Annotated in this window: 13 protein-coding genes and 1 tRNA gene; all 14 read left to right on the forward strand. The window is 44.3% G+C overall.

All coding sequences use genetic code 11. The annotated features are described in order from the left end of the window. Positions 1-26 precede the first annotated feature (26 nt). The 14 genes from trpA (at position 27) to rpoC (ending at position 18,449) form a co-directional block, all read left to right on the forward strand. On the forward strand, positions 27-845 hold the full coding sequence (trpA, locus tag RTS09_RS07735; protein WP_312535808.1) for a tryptophan synthase subunit alpha: 819 nt from the start codon (positions 27-29) through the stop codon (positions 843-845). 148 nt (positions 846-993) lie between these two features. Then, complete coding sequence (gene accD / locus RTS09_RS07740; RefSeq protein WP_312535811.1) at positions 994-1,899, forward strand: acetyl-CoA carboxylase, carboxyltransferase subunit beta; 906 nt, start codon at positions 994-996, stop codon at positions 1,897-1,899. A gap of 24 nt (positions 1,900-1,923) precedes the next feature. Then, positions 1,924-3,273: a bifunctional tetrahydrofolate synthase/dihydrofolate synthase gene (folC, locus tag RTS09_RS07745; protein ID WP_312535814.1), complete on the forward strand. Its 1,350-nt coding sequence runs from the start codon at positions 1,924-1,926 to the stop codon at positions 3,271-3,273. A gap of 162 nt (positions 3,274-3,435) precedes the next feature. After that, positions 3,436-4,788 carry an SPOR and LysM peptidoglycan-binding domain-containing protein gene (locus RTS09_RS07750; RefSeq protein ID WP_312535817.1) on the forward strand — a complete coding sequence of 451 codons (1,353 nt, stop codon included), beginning with the start codon at positions 3,436-3,438 and terminating at the stop codon, positions 4,786-4,788. 165 nt (positions 4,789-4,953) lie between these two features. Beyond that, positions 4,954-5,466 carry a DUF2726 domain-containing protein gene (locus RTS09_RS07755; protein ID WP_239741595.1) on the forward strand — a complete coding sequence of 171 codons (513 nt, stop codon included), beginning with the start codon at positions 4,954-4,956 and terminating at the stop codon, positions 5,464-5,466. A 73-nt stretch (positions 5,467-5,539) separates the two neighbouring features. After that, positions 5,540-5,615 (forward strand) — tRNA-Trp (locus RTS09_RS07760). A 73-nt stretch (positions 5,616-5,688) separates the two neighbouring features. Then, entirely contained in the window at positions 5,689-6,156 is a 468-nt protein-coding gene (gene secE, locus RTS09_RS07765; protein ID WP_007116400.1) for a preprotein translocase subunit SecE, read from the forward strand. A 139-nt stretch (positions 6,157-6,295) separates the two neighbouring features. Further along, positions 6,296-6,826, forward strand: coding sequence for a transcription termination/antitermination protein NusG (gene nusG / locus RTS09_RS07770; protein ID WP_007116399.1), 531 nt, complete (start codon positions 6,296-6,298; stop codon positions 6,824-6,826). Positions 6,827-7,040: 214 nt separating this feature from the next. Then, positions 7,041-7,472 (forward strand): 50S ribosomal protein L11, encoded by a 432-nt coding sequence (rplK, locus tag RTS09_RS07775; protein ID WP_007116398.1) that lies wholly within the window; start codon positions 7,041-7,043, stop codon positions 7,470-7,472. Further along, positions 7,473-8,171 carry a 50S ribosomal protein L1 gene (gene rplA, locus RTS09_RS07780; RefSeq protein WP_036597694.1) on the forward strand — a complete coding sequence of 233 codons (699 nt, stop codon included), beginning with the start codon at positions 7,473-7,475 and terminating at the stop codon, positions 8,169-8,171. A 299-nt stretch (positions 8,172-8,470) separates the two neighbouring features. Continuing rightward, entirely contained in the window at positions 8,471-8,974 is a 504-nt protein-coding gene (gene rplJ, locus RTS09_RS07785; RefSeq protein WP_201664582.1) for a 50S ribosomal protein L10, read from the forward strand. A 69-nt stretch (positions 8,975-9,043) separates the two neighbouring features. Further along, positions 9,044-9,415: a 50S ribosomal protein L7/L12 gene (gene rplL / locus RTS09_RS07790; protein ID WP_007116395.1), complete on the forward strand. Its 372-nt coding sequence runs from the start codon at positions 9,044-9,046 to the stop codon at positions 9,413-9,415. Between the two features lie 537 nt (positions 9,416-9,952). Further along, entirely contained in the window at positions 9,953-14,071 is a 4,119-nt protein-coding gene (rpoB, locus tag RTS09_RS07795) for a DNA-directed RNA polymerase subunit beta (protein WP_312535824.1), read from the forward strand. 145 nt (positions 14,072-14,216) lie between these two features. Continuing rightward, positions 14,217-18,449 carry a DNA-directed RNA polymerase subunit beta' gene (gene rpoC, locus RTS09_RS07800; RefSeq protein WP_312535827.1) on the forward strand — a complete coding sequence of 1,411 codons (4,233 nt, stop codon included), beginning with the start codon at positions 14,217-14,219 and terminating at the stop codon, positions 18,447-18,449. Positions 18,450-18,492 lie beyond the last annotated feature (43 nt).

The following is an 18,492-nucleotide window of genomic DNA, read 5'->3' on the forward strand; positions in this document are numbered from 1 at the left end:
AATTTACGCTAATATTAGGAAAACCTATGACCCGAATTGAAACCACCTTTAACACATTGCGAGAGCAAAACAAAAAAGCTTTAATTCCTTATGTGATGGCAGGCGACCCAAACCCAACTGTTACCGTCAGCTTACTACATGAACTCGTTGACCACGGCGCAGACGTCATTGAAGTCGGCTTGCCATTTTCCGACCCCATGGCAGACGGTGAGACTATCGCCCTAGCAGGCGAGCGCGCATTGGCAGGTGGCACCAGTACCCGCCAAGCGATTGAGATGGTAAAAGCGTTTCGTAAAACCAACACCACCACGCCAGTGCTAGTTATGGGCTATCTGAATCCGATTGAAATCATCGGTTATGACAAGTTTATCAGCCTTTGTCAAGATGCTGGGATTGACGGTGTTTTGATGGTTGATTTACCACCACAAGAAGCGGGCGATTTTACCCAAAAACTCGCCAATTCAGCAATGAACGAAATCTTTTTACTTGCGCCAACCACCTTGCCAGAACGCCGTGAGCAAGTGCTAAAACATGGCGGTGGTTTTATCTATTATGTATCGGTCAAAGGTGTAACAGGCTCAAAAGCATTGGATGCCCAAGATGTGGGCGAGCACGTGCAAGCGATTAAAGCACAAACTGCTTTACCTGTGTGTGTTGGTTTTGGTATTCGTGATGGTGCATCGGCAAAAGCAGTCGGACAATATGCGGATGGCGTGATTGTCGGTAGTGAGCTGGTGAAAAACTTTGCGGATGTGGGCAACGATGAACAAAAAATCGCCCATGCCAAAAAAGCCATCTTGGATAAAATGGATGAGCTAAGAGAAGCGATTGATAGTCTTGAGTGATAGAATGGTTTGAGGTATTTGAGGTTAATCATTTCATTTATTGCTAAAATCAGTTAGCATACGCATTATAAAATGAGTTTGTACTTGTACACTCAAAAAACTACTATTCATTGGCACTCTTAAATTGCACTGTTAATAGGGACTTATTATGAGCACTGATATGAAGCCTCAACCGATGGGACAGACACTGGAAGAAACTTGGTTAAAACGCCCATTACCCACCATCAAGCCGCGTGCCAAGCAAATACTGACGGCGGTTGAGACCGAACCATCGACTCAATGTCCCAACTGTAATTCAATCATCACCAATACAGTGCTGATTTTTAATAATTACGTATGCCCATCGTGTGACGAACATCTTAGCATGACCGCCCGCACGCGTCTGAACTGGTTTTTTGACCAAGTGGATGACGAGCTGGGTCAGCAGTACCAAGCAGGCAATCCCTTAGACTTTGTCGATAGCAAACCTTACCCAACACGGATGAGCGAAGCGCAAGCCAAGACGGGCGAAACCGAAGCACTTATCGTCATGAAAGGCAAACTCCAGCGGCTACCCGTAGTTGCCTGTGCGTTTGATTTTGCTTTTATGGGTGGCTCAATGGGCTCTGTGGTAGGCGATCGATTCGTGCTCGCTGCCGAGACGGCGCTCAAAGAACAAATCCCGCTGGTGTGTTTTGCCGCATCGGGTGGCGCCCGTATGCAAGAGGGCTTGTTATCACTCATGCAGATGGCGCGTACTGCCGCAGCGATTGAAAAACTCAAACACGCCAATATTCCTTATATTGTAGTACTGACCAATCCTGTGTATGGTGGTGTGACGGCATCGCTCGCGATGTTAGGCGATATCCATTTGGCGGAGCCCAAAGCCATGATTGGTTTTGCGGGCAAACGGGTGATTGAACAAATCGTTCGCGAAGTGCTGGGTGAGCCTTTCCAGCGCGCTGAGTTTTTGGTAGAGCATGGTGTGGTCGATCAAGTCGTCCATCGTCTGCAAATGAAAGAAACGATTCATCGCTTACTCAAAAAAATGACCTATTTTCGTCAGGCTCACTAATTCATTATTATCACGGTTTTATCCATGCAACAGTCAAGCTTACCACCCGCACTCTCATCATCCCCATTGCCGCCTAGCGTTTCAAGCTCGTTAACCGAGTGGCTAAACTACATGCAAGGCATCCATGTGTCTGCGATTGATATGGGGCTTGAGCGGGTGATACCCGTATTTCAAGCATTGGGTATAAAGCAAACCGATGCCTTTGTGTTTACCGTGGCAGGCACCAATGGCAAAGGCTCCACCACCGCCACTATTGCCGAGATTTGTCAACAAGCAGGCTATAAAACCGCTTTATATCAATCACCGCATCTACTGGTGTTTAACGAACGTGTCAGAATCAATGGAAAAATGGTCGATGACCAAACCCTGATTGATGCGTTTGCCAAAATCGAGCAGGCGAGATTGGATTGTGGGTTGACACTGTCATTTTTTGAAATGACGACGCTTGCCGCGTTTTTGATTTTTGCCCAAAACCATTGTGATGTCTGGGTATTGGAGGTGGGGTTAGGCGGTCGCCTCGATGTCGTCAATGTCATCGATCCAAACCTTGCGGTCATTACCAATGTGGGTATCGACCATGTCGAATGGCTCGGCGACACCCGTGAAAAAATCGCTGTAGAAAAAGCCGGTATTTTGCGTAATAATCTAACATTGGTGTATGGCGAAGCCGATATGCCCTCGACCATCCCGCCTTTGATGGCACAGCACCATGCCCATTTGCTACAGTATGGCAAAGATTATGGCTACCGCCATATTGACGGTGCAGCGACATGGCAATATAGCAATAACGCGGTGACTTTATCATTGCCTATGCCCAATTTGTCTTTGCACAATACCGCAACGGCTATCACCGCCCTCTTAGCCAGCCCATTGACCATAACCCAAGACCACATCCAAGCTGCGTTACCGAAGGTAAAATTGGCTGGGCGTTTTGACAGCAGACGCATGTCAGCTCGCCAATGGGTGTTTGATGTTGCCCACAATGAGCATGGGATGCAGTTTTTGCTCAAGCAGTTGACGCCGTATGTACATGCCTACCAACGCCAGCATCCAACCGCCAAATTGCATTTGGTGATATCCATGCTCGCTGATAAAGACATTGAGCCAGTGCTTGCGCAGCTACAACAATTCTCCCAAACGGTAATGCAGATTGACAGTGTTCATAGCGGCGTTATATCTCACCCTAGAGCCAGTAGCCAAGAACGCTTAACTGAGTTGTTGCCACGCTATTTTAATTCTGTGTCTATTTTTGAGGATTTGAATTTGGCGACCCAATCGGTGATTGTCCACAGCCAAGATAATGACCTAATTTTAGTGTGTGGTTCTTTTTATACCATCAGCGGTGTACTGACTAGCCAATCACTCAGTGAATAACGAATTTGTGCGTCAAATGATTTTACTTTTCAAAATTTTCAGTTAATATCTCAACAATGGTAAAAACTGCTAACGCGAATTTTGCTATGATTAGTCAAAATTCGTCGATTTTTATAGGTTGAAAAAATCATTTATCAAGACACATAAATTAGGGTAATTGGCATGAAATTTTCTAAGCAAGCATTATTGGGTACAACGGTATTGTTAGGCGGTAGCGTGTTGTTATATGCCACTATGCACCAAGTCTTGAACGCGCCTGCCAAACCTGCAGTCAATAGCCAACAAGTTATCGCTAAACCCACGACAGATAAACAATCGGCAATCAGCAACGAGCCACTCACTGCGGATGTCGCAACCGAAAAAAATTTACTGGCGCAAAAACAAAAAGAACGTGAGCAACGGGTCGCTGCGCAAGAACAACAAGCCCAGCAATACATGACCGAGCAACAGCGGATTGAAGCGGAAGCTTTGGCGCGTAGCCGTGCTGAAAATCAACTGTATGCCAACAAAAATGCCGCCAATACCAATTCGGTGGTTGCCAGCTCAGTGACCGCGATTACCCAACCTGTGGTAAAGCCCCGACCCGTTGACAGGGACGCCGCACCACCACAAACGCAAGCTGCAGTACCCAATAGCGTGCAAAATAGCGCACAGTCCCAAAGCGCTGCGCAAACTCGAAGCGCTACGCAAACTAAAGAACAAGCAGCTACGCCAAAGCCCACAGTGACAGCACCCGCCGTCGCACAGCCGCAGCCCGCGGCAAAAGCCACCCCTAGCAATCCTGGCACCTATCAAGTCAAGGCAGGCGATGGGTTGATAGGGTTATCACGTCGCTACAATGTGCCAGTCGACGTATTGGCAAGCGTCAATAATCTCAACACCACCAGCAGCTTACGTGTCGGGCAAACTATCACCATCCCGACTGCGGCACAAGTCAACCGTATCACCCAGCAAGCCCAAGCGCGAGAGCAACAACGTCAAAATGACATTGCCCGCAAAAAACAAGAAGCTGAACAAAAAAAGCAACAGGCGCTACTGCAGCAGCAGCAAGAAGTCGCCCGTAAAAAACAAGAAGCCGCGCAAAAAGAGCAGCAAAAACAGCAAGAAATCGCTCGTAAAAAGCAAGAAGCCCAGTTAAGAGAGCAGTTAAAAGAGCAAAAACGTCAACAAGAAATCGCCCAGAAAAAATTAGAAGCTCAGCAACAAGCCCAGAAAAAACAAGCATTCCAAGCGGCACAAGACAATTTAAGGCAGGCGCGTCAGACGGTAAAAGAAACGGATGCCAAAGGTACGTTTGGGGTACAAGTCGCATTGGCAACCGACGAGAAAAAAGCCAATGAAATCACCCAAAAATTACAAGCGGCAGGCTACAAAGTCAAAACCACCCAAACGAGCAAAGGGGTACGTATTGTCGTAGGTCCAGAAAAAGGCAAAGTCGCTGCCTTGGCGCTCAAAGACAAGCTCAATAACGATAGCCGCGTGGATGTCAATAGTGGCTGGGTGCTTTACTGGTAAGCCTATTTAACCTTTTGAAGCCAAACTATGCAAACAAGGCCAAACAACCCAAACAATGCGACATTTTGTGTCGCATTGTTTGTCTATGTGCTTGTGAAAATCACCCAATAGAGGAATAATGCTCCCTTGTGGTAATTATCCTATAGATATGAGTGTGTGGTTAGTGTGACAATTTTTTTAGTGTTAGCGTTTGTGGTGTTTATCCTGTTAGTATTTGCATTTCGTAGTAGTGGTAGTAGCCGTGAAGAGGTTATTAAGCCAGTTCGGGGAGATGAATTAGCGGTATGGCCGTTTGAGCCGATGCCAATCATGACGCCCACCGAAGTGATATTTTTTAATCGCTTGCAGCAAGCCGTGCCTGAGCTGATTATTTTTGGGCAAGTACAGCTATCACGTATTATCATGCCAAATGACGATGACGATACTGACCAAGGCTTTTGGTTTAATCGTATTTGCCGTATGAGTGTTGACTATGTGCTGGTCGATCAAGACAAGCAAACCGTACTATTGGCAATTGAATTAGACGACTGGACGCACAACACTCGCCGCCGTCAGCAGCAAGATGAAAAAAAAGACAAAGCGCTGTTGAGTGCAGGTATTCCGATACTACGAATCAATGGGGAAGCCATGCCGGACGCTGCGCTTTTACGCCGTAAAATCTTAGCAGTGATAGGGTAAGATTAAAATCGCAAAAAACTATAGAAAGTGTTGCATTCAAAAAAAAACTCGCTATAATACTCAAACTCAACATAGGCGATTAGTTCAATTGGTAGAGCGTCGGTCTCCAAAACCGAATGTTGGGGGTTCGAGTCCCTCATCGCCTGCCACATTTTAGTTAGTTTAGCGTATACGCTTTATTCTAATAATAAAATACGTTTTAATGATAGACAGGGCAGCCTTATGAAACAAATGCTAGAGAAAAAACTAGCAGAGCTCAATGGCAAAAGGATGTCTGGTGAAAAAGTGGTTGTCCACCAACCTGCCGCTATTGAGATTGCCAAACGACACTCCCCTAAAGATTTTGCCCTGTGGATTTTTGCTTTTGTTGCATTAATCAGTGCAACTTTAGTCAATCAATATTTACCCGCATATTGGCAACCCGCTAGCAGTTTATGGACGCGCGTGGTTGTTATTGCTGGACTAATCATTGCTGCATTATTGGCACTGGCATTGACCAACCAAGGCAGTGCTTTTAAAACGCTGTTGCAAGATTCTCGCGTTGAATTACGCCGTGTGACTTGGCCGACCAAACAAGAAACCCTTGAATACACTTGGCAAGTTGCGGTAGTGGCTGGGATATTAGCCTTTATTGTGTGGTTATTAGATACCGTATTTAGCCAATTGATTCAATACGTCATTGGTCAATAGCAAAAATTTAGCCAAACCCTTTTATTTGACCCACATCTGTGGGTTTTTATCTATCTAGCAATATCAATATTTTACCTGCATTGCTCATATTTGGTATAGTAGGCGATGTGTTTAGCAATGAATTAGAGGAAGATTATCCATGCGTTGGTATATCGTACAAGCATTTTCAGGCTTTGAAAAACAAGTGCAGCGTTCATTAATTGAACGTATCAATCGCAGCGAATATAAAGAATCGTTTGGTCAAGTACTCGTCCCAACCGAAGAAGTTATCGAAATGCGAGATGGCAAAAAACGCAAATCCGAGCGTAAATTCTTCCCAGGTTACGTATTGATTGAAATGGATATGAACGACAATACATGGCACTTAGTTAAAGACTGTCCACGTGTGATGGGCTTTATTGGCGGTACGCCAGAAAATCCTGCGCCGATTACCCCAAAAGAAGCCGATACCATTTTAAATCGTTTAAATACCAACGAAAACAAACCCCGTCCAAAAACCTTATTTGAGCCAGGTGAAGAAGTGTTGGTCATCGATGGTCCGTTTACCGAGTTTAGAGGCTTGGTAGAAAAAGTGGATTACGAAAAATCACGCTTACAGTTGACCGTCAATGTCTTTAACCGTCCAACCCCGGTTGAGCTAGAGTTTAAACAAGTAGAAAAAATTAACTAGTATTTGATAGTTTGTCTTTTTCATGGGTTTTAGCCCTAAAATTGTAACTAAGTGCCAAATTTAGCAATTTTTGCTTTACCTAAGTAAAAATTCGCTTATAATATGGCACTTTATTTTTTTCTGTTGTCTGTTAGATTGACAATATCACCCGGGGAGCCGGATTACCATTTGATGAATGGGAGTCTAGCGCTATTACCCATAACAGGAGTCTATCATGGCTAAAAAGATTGATGGTTACATCAAACTACAAGTGCCAGCTGGTAAAGCTAATCCATCACCACCTATTGGTCCAGCATTGGGTCAAAAAGGTGTGAACATCATGGCATTCTGTAAAGAGTTCAACGCAGCTACTTCTAGCATGGAACCAGGTCTACCTGTTCCTGTTGAAATCACTGTTTACAACGACAAATCGTTCACCTTCATCATGAAGTCACCACCAGCGGCGTTCTTAATTCGCAAAGCTGCAGGTGCTGCCAAAGGTTCAGGCGTACCGAACAAAACTAAAGTGGGTAAAGTCAACCGCGCACAGTTAGAAGAAATTGCTAACACCAAAAACGCTGACTTAACTGCTGCTGACTTAGAATCTGCGGTTCGCACATTGGCGGGTACTGCTCGCTCAATGGGTATTGACGTGGAGGGTGTGTAAATGGCTAAATTAACTAAACGTCAAAAAGCAATCGCTGAAAGTTATGATGCGAACAAACAATACACATTGGCTGAAGCGGTGGAAATTCTAAATAAATTGCCACCAGCAAAATTCAAAGAGTCAATCGATATTGCTATCAATCTAGGCGTTGACCCACGTAAATCTGACCAAGTGGTTCGTGGTGCTACTAACCTGCCTGCAGGTACCGGTAAAACCAAACGCGTTGCCGTGTTTGCACAAGGTGCAGCAGCGGATGCCGCAAAAGAAGCGGGTGCTGATATCGTAGGTTTTGAAGACCTAGCAGAAAGCATCAAAGCGGGTAACATGGACTTTGATGTTGTGATTGCGTCGCCTGATGCAATGCGCGTTGTTGGTCAATTAGGTACAATTTTAGGTCCACGTGGCTTAATGCCAAACCCTAAAGTAGGTACAGTTACCCCTAACGTTGCTGAAGCGGTTAAAAATACCAAAGCGGGTCAGGCAACTTACCGTGTTGATAAAGCAGGTATTATCCATACCACGATTGGTCAAGTAGGTTTTAGTGCTGAACAAATCGAGCAAAATGCGTCTGCATTAATCGCTGATTTGAAAAAAGCAAAACCTGCGACCTCAAAAGGTATTTATATCAAAAAAATCACCCTATCAAGCACGATGGGCCCTGGTATCAACTTAGATGCAGTTCCTTATCGTAATGCCTAAGCTTTAACGCTTAATGGTGAATTTTTTAACATATTATAAATTTAGTTCAGCACAAACGGGTTGTGCTGTCTAAGACCGTAGGTTCTATTGGTTTAATCATAATTCTATTGGTTTAATCGTAAATAGTTTAATTGTGAAAGTTTTTCACAGCCTACGCAGACGGGATGGCAGTTTAATTTATCATTGACTGCCACCGTATCGGAGTGATAATAAGTTGTACTTTAACTTATTATATTAACTAGGTTTATTGGTGCCCTAAGTTAATCATAACTAGGAAACTGATAATATGGAGACAACCCATGGCATTAAATCTTCAAGACAAACAAGCGATTGTTGCTGAAGTAAGTGAATCTGCCAAAGGTGCCCTTTCTGCTGTTGTTGCCGATGCTCGTGGCGTGACAGTAGGTAAAATGACCCAACTGCGTAAAGAAGCTCGTGCAGCGGGTGTTGATATGCGTATCGTGCGTAATACTTTATTACGTCGTGCGTTAGAAGACACTAACTACACTGTGTTAAATGACGTATTTGTAGGTCCAACACTTATCGCATTCTCAACTGAACATCCAGGTGCTGCGGCACGTTTGTTCAAAGAATTTGCTAAAACAAACGATAAGTTTGAAATTAAAGGTGCAGCTTTTGAAGGCGAGTTTATCGCTGCTAAAGATATCGATCGTTTAGCAAGCTTACCAACTTACGACGAAGCGATTGCGCGCTTAATGGGTACGATGAAAGAAGCCGCTGCAGGCAAATTTGTTCGTACTTTGGCAGCATTACGCGACAAAATGCAAGGCGAAGCCGCTTAATTTATTTAAGTAAACTTAACTACGCTTAGCATTTTTTAAACCAAATTCACTTATTTAGGAACACACATCATGGCATTAACTAACCAAGAAATTCTTGATGCAATCGCTGAAAAATCAGTAATGGAAATTGTAGATCTTATCTCTGCAATGGAAGAAAAATTTGGCGTATCAGCCGCTGCACTAGCAGCAGCACCTGCAGCAGCCGGTGACGCGCCTGCAGCAGAAGAAAAAGACGACTTCACCGTTGTATTAACTGGCGCTGGCGACAAGAAAGTAGCTGTTATTAAAGCAGTTCGCGAAATCACTGGCTTGGGCTTAAAAGAAGCTAAAGACCTAGTTGAAGGCGCACCACAAACTGTTAAAGAAGGCGTAGCGAAAGCTGAAGCTGAAGAATTGAAGAAAAAATTAGAAGAAGCAGGCGCATCAGTAGAATTGAAATAATTCTCGCACCTAAGTTTTCTAAACTTCAAAAAGCCATTATTGCACTTGCAATAATGGCTTTTTTTTATTATAATCATTCTCTTGACCTTTCGTGTCTGATTGAATATAAGATGGCACACGCACCAAGGACAGAATTGTTCCATGCAAGTTAGAAAGTCTGGTAATGCGTAAAAAACTTTAGCTAAATACCCCAAAGGTGTTTGGCTTTTTGTCGTCTCTACAGTTTTTGTTTGTATCGATTTTATATTATATCGCTGATTGGGTTATGCATCCTGTGATGATTAACTTATCCGCTGATTGAGCAAGGTTTTAAGATTTCCGTTAGGAAATTGGATTTAAGTTGGTGACCTAAGACTGTAGGGATTGGGTCATCAAATCTTTTAAAAATAGATTCCATCGTTGATAAATGCGCAAAAAGTTTAATTTCCTAACAGGAAATTTGGTGATTTGTGACTTTATCAGTGCATAGCGGTATCAGTGCACTGAAGTATTGATAGATGGGTAGGCATTAACGCTTTGAATGTTTAAGGACTTTTAATGGCATACTCGTATACTGAAAAAAAACGCATTCGTAAAAGTTTTGCAAAGTTGCCCACCGTCATGGACGTGCCATACTTATTGGCCATCCAAGTTGACTCATATGAGCAATTTTTGCAAGAAAATAAAAAGCCAAAAGGTCGGGAAAACATTGGTTTACAAGCCGCTTTTAATTCTATTTTCCCTATTGAAAGCCATACTGGCAATGCGGAGCTACAATTTGTTGAATACTATCTAGGTACACCAGAGTTTGATGTGCGCGAATGTATTTTACGTGGTTCAACCTATGCAGCGCCATTACGTGTCAAAATCCGTTTGGTCATCAAAGACAAAGATGTTAAAGACAAAGATGCTAAAGCGGCAATTAAAGATATCCGTGAACAAAGCGTCTATATGGGTGAAATCCCATTGATGACTGAAAATGGTACTTTTGTGATTAATGGTACTGAGCGTGTCATCGTATCGCAATTACACCGTTCACCAGGCGTATTCTTTGACCATGACAAAGGCAAATCACATTCAAGTGGTAAAGTGCTATATAACGCCCGTATTATTCCTTACCGTGGTTCATGGTTAGACTTTGAATTTGATGCCAAAGACTTGGTGTTTGCTCGTATTGACCGTCGCCGTAAATTATTGGCAACGGTGATTTTGCATGCCATTGGAATGAATACACAGCAAATTTTAGATGCGTTTTATGAAAAAACCCACGTCTATAAAGGTGATGAGCAATTTGAAATCGATCTTGTCACTGACCGTTTACGCGGTGAAATGGCGCAGTTTGAAATCGTTTCACCGGATGGCGAAGTGATTGTTGAACAAGGTAAACGTATCAACGCGCGCGCGATTCGTAAAATCGAACAAGCCGGTATGACTAAATTGCCTGTGCCTGATGAATACCTGTATGAGCGTATTTTGGCTCAAGATATCGTTGTGGATGATGAAGTCATTGCACGCGCTAACCAATTGCTTGACCACGAGACTTTGGTCAAAATCAGCAATAATGGTATTAAAGAATTTGATATTTTATTCACTAACGATATTGATCATGGTTCATATATCGCCGATACACTGCGCGCGGATACCGCAATGAGCCGTGAAGAAGCGTTGATTGAAATCTACAAAGTAATGCGTCCAGGTGAGCCACCAACACTCGATACAGCTGAAAAACTGTTTGAATCGATGTTCTTTAACGCGGACCGTTATGATTTATCAAATGTCGGTCGCATGAAGTTCAACCGTCGTTTGGGCCGTGCCTATGAGCCAACCAATGACCCTGATGTGCAGCGTGAACGCAGTGTGTTGACCAACGAAGACATTATCGACGTATTAAAAATGTTGATTGAAATTCGTGATGGTCGTGGGGTAGTGGACGATATTGACCATTTAGGTAACCGCCGTGTCCGTTCAGTCGGTGAGATGACAGAAAATCAATTTCGTGTGGGTTTAGTCCGTGTTGAGCGTGCTGTCAAAGAGCGTCTAAGCTCAGCTGAAACAGATAACTTATCGCCACAAGATTTAATCAACTCAAAACCTGTGGCAGCCGCCATTAAAGAGTTCTTCGGTTCATCACAATTGTCACAGTTCATGGACCAAAACAACCCGTTGTCAGAAATCACCCATAAGCGTCGTGTTTCTGCATTAGGTCCAGGTGGTTTAACACGTGAACGTGCAGGCTTTGAAGTCCGTGACGTACACCAAACCCATTATGGTCGTGTGTGTCCGATTGAAACCCCTGAGGGTCCAAACATCGGTCTAATCAACTCACTAGCTGTCTACGCTAAAACCAATGAATTTGGTTTTTTAGAAACCCCGTATCGTAAAGTAGTCGACGGTAAAGTAACGGATGAAATCGAGTATTTATCAGCGATTGAAGAAGTGGGCACTGTGATTGCACAAGCGGATTCGCCGATTGACCAAAGCGGTCAGTTGACAGAAGATTATGTCTCTGTGCGTAACTATGGTGAATTTGTCCGTATGGCACCAGAGAAAGTGACCCACATGGACGTATCACCGCGTCAGGTTGTGTCTGTGGCAGCAAGTTTGATTCCATTCTTGGAACATGACGATGCCAACCGTGCTTTGATGGGTTCAAACATGCAGCGCCAAGCGGTACCCACTTTACGTTCTGACAAACCACTGGTTGGTACAGGTATGGAGCGTCACGTTGCCCGTGACTCCGGTGTGTGTGTGACTGCCAAACGTGGCGGCGTCATTATGGACGTGGATGCGAGCCGTGTCGTTGTAAAAGTGAATGAAGATGAAATGCAAGCGGGCGAAGCGGGCATTGATATCTACAACTTAATCAAATACACCCGTTCAAACCAAAACACCTGTATTAACCAACGCATTATCGTCAACCAAGGTGATGTCATTGCGCGTGGGGATATCTTGGCAGATGGCCCATCAACCGATTTGGGTGAGTTGGCATTGGGTCAAAACATGCGTGTGGCGTTCATGCCTTGGAACGGTTACAACTTCGAAGACTCGATTTTGTTATCTGAGCGTGTGGTTAAAGAAGATCGTTTTACCACCATTCACATCCAAGAATTAACCTGTGTGGCGCGTGATACCAAATTGGGTACGGAAGAAATCACTGCCGATATTCCAAACGTGGGTGAAGCAGCCCTAGCTAATCTAGATGAAGCAGGTATCGTCTACATTGGTGCGGAAGTGCAAGGTGGCGATATCTTGGTGGGTAAAGTGACACCAAAAGGTGAAACCCAGCTCACCCCTGAAGAAAAACTACTTCGTGCAATTTTTGGTGAAAAAGCCGCGGACGTTAAAGATACGTCGTTGCGAGTGCCTTCTTCTACCAAAGGTACGGTGATTGACGTCCAAGTCTTTACCCGTGATGGTGTAGAAAAAGACAGCCGTGCGCAAGCTATCGAAAAAGCCCAGCTTGATAGCTATCGTAAAGACTTAAAAGAAGAATTGCGTATCTTTGAAAACGCCGCACGCGGTCGCATTATTTCATTGCTTGACGGTCAGACTGTCAGTGGTGGCGCGGGCTTAAAATCAGGTACGGTATTGAGTGAAGACTCAATGCAAGACATGTCACTTGAAACATTGCTGGATATTCAGCCAACCCAAGAAGATACCGCAGAGCGTTTATCACAAATTGGTGACTTTTTAACCGATAAACAAAAAGAAATCGATGAAAAATTCACTGAGAAAAAACGCAAATTAACGGCAGGTGATGACTTAACGCATGGTGTGCAAAAAATCGTCAAAGTGTATTTGGCAGTAAAACGTCGTATTCAGCCAGGTGACAAAATGGCGGGTCGTCATGGTAACAAAGGGGTGGTATCACGTATCATGCCGATTGAAGACATGCCATATGATGAAAACGGCAACCCAGTGGATGTGGTACTAAACCCACTAGGCGTACCATCGCGTATGAACGTCGGTCAGATTCTAGAAACCCACTTAGGCGGCGCAGCACGTGGTTTGGGTATCAAAATTGACGAGATGATCAAACAACAAGCGGCAGTTGCTGAGTTACGTGATTTCTTAGACAAAATCTATAACCAAATTGGCGGCGAGCAAGTGGACTTGGGCAGCATCAGTGATGACGAAATCATTGCCATGTCAAAAAATCTACGTGCTGGCGTACCAATGGGTACCGCAGTATTTGATGGCGCTAAAGAACAGCAAATCAAAGGCTTGCTAGAATTAGCGGGTATGCCAACCTCGGGTCAGCAAGTATTGTTTGATGGCCGTACCGGTCAACAGTTTGATCGTCCGGTGACCGTGGGTTATATGTACATGCTCAAACTCAACCACTTGGTTGATGACAAAATGCACGCACGTTCAACGGGTTCGTACTCACTGGTTACCCAGCAGCCATTGGGTGGTAAAGCCCAGTTTGGTGGTCAGCGCTTCGGTGAGATGGAAGTGTGGGCACTTGAAGCTTATGGTGCTGCTTATACATTGCAAGAGATGTTGACGGTGAAATCCGATGACGTGGAAGGTCGTACTCGTATGTACAAAAACATCGTCGATGGCGAACAGAACATGTCAGCTGGTATGCCAGAATCGTTCAACGTATTGACCAAAGAGATTAAGTCATTGGGTATCAATATTGAGTTAAAAGATCATAGCAAAAGTAAAAACTAAGTCATGATTGTGAGTATGGTGACTTTAGTAACGTCGCCATACTCAAACTCAATAGTTTACCTTTTTAATGACAAACGAATAAAAATTAACCTTAAATTGAAAGTCAATCTGTAGCGACCTTCAATTTAATCGATGGAGAAGCAGTTTGAAAGACTTATTAGACATCATGAAAAGCCCTGCCGACTCTGGTAACCAAGAGTTCGACAGCATTCAAATTTCTCTTGCCTCACCTGATACCATCAAATCTTGGTCGCATGGGGAAGTTAAAAAGCCTGAAACCATCAACTATCGTACTTTCAAACCAGAACGTGATGGTCTTTTTTGTGCCAAAATTTTTGGACCTGTTAAAGACTACGAATGCTTGTGTGGTAAATACAAACGCCGTAAATTCCAAGGCGTGATCTGTGAAAAATGTGGCGTTGAAGTGACCGCTGCCAAAGTACGCCGCGAGCGTATGGGTCACATTGAGCTGGCAAGCCCAGTTGCACATATTTGGTTCTTAAAATCATTACCAAGCCGTATTGGTCTACTACTTGATATGACTTTGCGTGATATTGAGCGCGTATTGTATTTTGAAAGCTATGTAGTGACTGACCCAGGTTTAACTACCCTTGAAAAATATCAGTTGCTCGATGATGAAGATTACTTCAAAGCACTTGAAGAGTTTGGTGATGAATTCACCGCGAAAATGGGTGCTGAAGCGGTTCAAGACTTGCTGCGCGATATTGACGTGGATTTGGAAATCGACCAGTTACGTGAAGAAATTCCTAACACCGGTTCAGAAACCAAACTTAAAAAAATGTCAAAACGCCTGAAATTGCTTGAGTCATTCCGTGATTCAAACAATAAGCCAGAATGGATGGTAATGACCGTATTACCTGTATTGCCACCCGATTTGCGTCCATTGGTACCGCTTGAAGGGGGGCGTTTTGCCACTTCAGACTTAAATGATTTATATCGCCGCGTCATTAACCGTAACAACCGTTTAAAACGCTTGTTGGAACTCAATGCGCCTGACATCATCGTGCGTAACGAAAAACGTATGCTGCAAGAGTCAGTGGATGCGCTGCTTGACAACGGTCGCCGCGGTCGTGCGATTACAGGTAGCAACAAACGTCCTTTGAAATCTTTAGCCGATATGATTAAAGGTAAACAAGGCCGTTTCCGTCAAAACTTACTCGGTAAACGTGTTGACTATTCAGGTCGTTCGGTCATTACCGTGGGTCCATACCTGCGTCTACACCAATGTGGCTTGCCTAAAAAAATGGCACTTGAACTGTTCAAACCCTTTACTTATGCCAAACTTTTACAAAATGGCATCGCGACCACTATCAAAGCTGCTAAGAAAATGGTTGAGCGTGAAGAACCGGCAGTGTGGGATATGCTTGCCAGCGTGATTCGTGAGCACCCAGTGCTACTAAACCGTGCACCGACCCTCCATCGTTTGGGTTTGCAAGCATTTGAGCCTGTACTGATTGAAGGTAAAGCGATTCAGCTACATCCGCTAGTTTGTAGCGCGTTCAACGCCGACTTTGATGGTGACCAAATGGCGGTACACGTACCGTTAACTTTGGAGGCCCAACTTGAAGCCCGTGCCTTGATGATGTCAACCAACAACATCTTGTCACCTGCCAATGGTGAGCCAATCATCACGCCATCACAAGACGTTGTATTGGGTTTGTATTACATCAGCCGTTCGCACATCAATGCCAAAGGCGAAAACATGACTTTCTCAAACGTGAAAGAAGTGTATCGCGCGCTAGGTACCGGTGATTTAAGCGTCAATGCCAAAATTAAAGTACGTATTGAAGAAACCACGTATGACGAAGAAGGCAATGCCAATACCGTTACCAAAATGGTTGATACCGTTGCGGGTCGCTGTTTGATTTGGAATATTACCCCAAAAGGTATGAGCTTTGAAGAAGTCAACAAAGAGATGACTAAGAAAAACATCGCTCGCCTTATCAATTCTTGCTACCGCAAAATGGGCGTGAAAGACAGCGTCATGTTTGCTGACCAATTGATGTATTTGGGTTTTGCCCAAGCGACGTTGTCAGGTGTATCCATTGGTATGGAAGATATGCTCATTCCACCTACCAAAAATAAAATCATCGAAGCGGCTGATGCAGAAGTTCGTGAGATTGAAAGCCAGTTTGAACAAGGCTTCGTGACCGCGGGTGAACGTTATAACAAAGTCATTGATATTTGGTCACGTACCAATGACCAAATCGCCAAAGCGATGATGGATAACCTATCACAAGATACCGTTGTCAACAGCCAAGGTGAAACGGAAAAAGAAAAATCGTTTAACTCGATTTATATCATGTCGGATTCAGGGGCGCGTGGTAGTGCCGCACAGATTCGTCAGTTGGCAGGTATGCGTGGTCTAATGGCAAAACCAGACGGCTCGATTATTGAAACCCCCATTAAAGCCAACTTCCGTGAAGGCTTAAGCGTTTTACAGTACTTTATCTCGACGCACGGTGCCCGTAAAGGTCTAGCCGATACCGCACTAAAAACCGCAAACTCAGGTTACTTAACCCGTCGCTTGGTTGACGTTGCGCAAGATTTGGTTATCACCCAGCCTGATTGTGGTACCGATAAAGGTATCTTGATGAAGCCACACATTGAAGGTGGTGAAATCATTGAGCAATTGGCTGACCGAGTGCTGGGCCGAGTCACTGCTAAAGATGTGATGTCAAATAAAACAGGCGAATTAGCCATCCCATCGGGTACCTTGCTCGATGAGCATTGGGTAAAAGTGCTTGATGAACATGGTATTGACGAAGTTTGGGTGCGTTCAGTGATTACTTGTGAAGTGCCACATGGCGTCTGTTCACAATGTTATGGTCGTGACTTAGCACGTGGTCACCGCGTCAATATTGGTGAGTCTGTGGGTGTTATGGCAGCGCAATCAATCGGTGAGCCAGGTACTCAGCTAACCATGCGTACCTTCCACGTGGGTGGTGCCGCGAGTGCCGCAGCCGTGGAAAATAGCATTCAGGTTAATAAAGGCGGTACTGTTCGCTTCCAAAACTTGAAATCTGTAAGCCATGCCGACGGTCATTTGGTGGTAGTTTCTCGCTCTGCAGAAATTAGTATTACTGATGAATTAGGCCGTGAGCGTGAGCGCTATAAAGCACCGTATGGTTCGTCAATTCTAGTGGCTGATGGCACCGAAGTTACCCCAGGTCAAACCATTGGTAAATGGGATCCGCATACCCATCCAATCATTACCGAGGTATCAGGTACCGCACGCTTTAGCGAAATCACCGATGGCTTAACCGCTACCATGAAAATCGATGAAGCAACAGGTATGAGCTCATACGAAATCTTGGCAACTAAAGACCGCCCAAGCTCGGGTAAAGATTTACGTCCTGCGATTATCCTTGATACCAAAGAGGGTAAAGAAGTGGTGTACTTCTTACCACAGCAAACCATCATTCGTGTGCGTGAAGGCGATGAAGTAACAACAGGTTCGATTTTAGGTCGTGTACCACAAGAATCATCAGGTACCAAAGATATTACCGGTGGTCTACCACGTGTTGCTGACTTATTTGAAGCGCGTCGTCCAAAAGACCATGCGATTATGGCGGAAATGAGTGGTACAGTAAGCTTTGGTAAAGACACCAAAGGTAAAAACCGCTTTATCATTACCAATGATGATGGCGAAGTGCATGAAGAGTTGATTCCGAAATGGCGTCAAATCAACGTATTTGAGGGTGAACGTGTTGAGCGTGGTGAGGTGATTGCCGATGGTCCACAAAACCCACACGATATCTTACGCTTAAAAGGTGAAACTGAGCTTGCCAACTACATCGTCAATGAAGTACAAGACGTTTACCGTTTACAAGGGGTAAAAATTAACGACAAGCATATTGAAGTGATTATTCGTCAGATGCTACGTAAAGTTGAAATTACCGATGGCGGTGACTCAAATCACTTTAAAGGCGACCAAGCTGAATACGCTGATATCGTAGCCACGAACAAAAAACTCGACGAAGAAAACAAATTCCCAGTCAAGTTTGACCGTTTATTGCTCGGTATCACCAAAGCCTCATTGGCAACTGAAAGCTTTATTTCTGCGGCGTCATTCCAAGAAACAACGCGCGTATTGACGGCGGCAGCAGTTACTGGCAAGATTGATGACTTACGCGGTCTAAAAGAAAACGTGGTTGTCGGTCGCTTGGTACCATCAGGTACTGGTTTAGCTTACCATGCCCAGCGTCTAGAGAGCGGTAAAACCACCGCTACAGAAGCTACTGAAAATCAGCAGCTAGAAGCATTAGACACCTTGTTTGCCGAAAACATGGAGCCTGCGTCAATGTCATTTGAAGACAAATTTGCTGAAGAGTTTAATAGCCAAGATGCAAAATAATCGTTAATCAGTCATAAAAAGGCCGGTGCTTGCAACTGGCCTT

This window comes from Moraxella sp. CTOTU47618, from assembly GCF_032017425.1.
Taxonomy (GTDB): domain Bacteria; phylum Pseudomonadota; class Gammaproteobacteria; order Pseudomonadales; family Moraxellaceae; genus Faucicola; species Faucicola tetraodonis.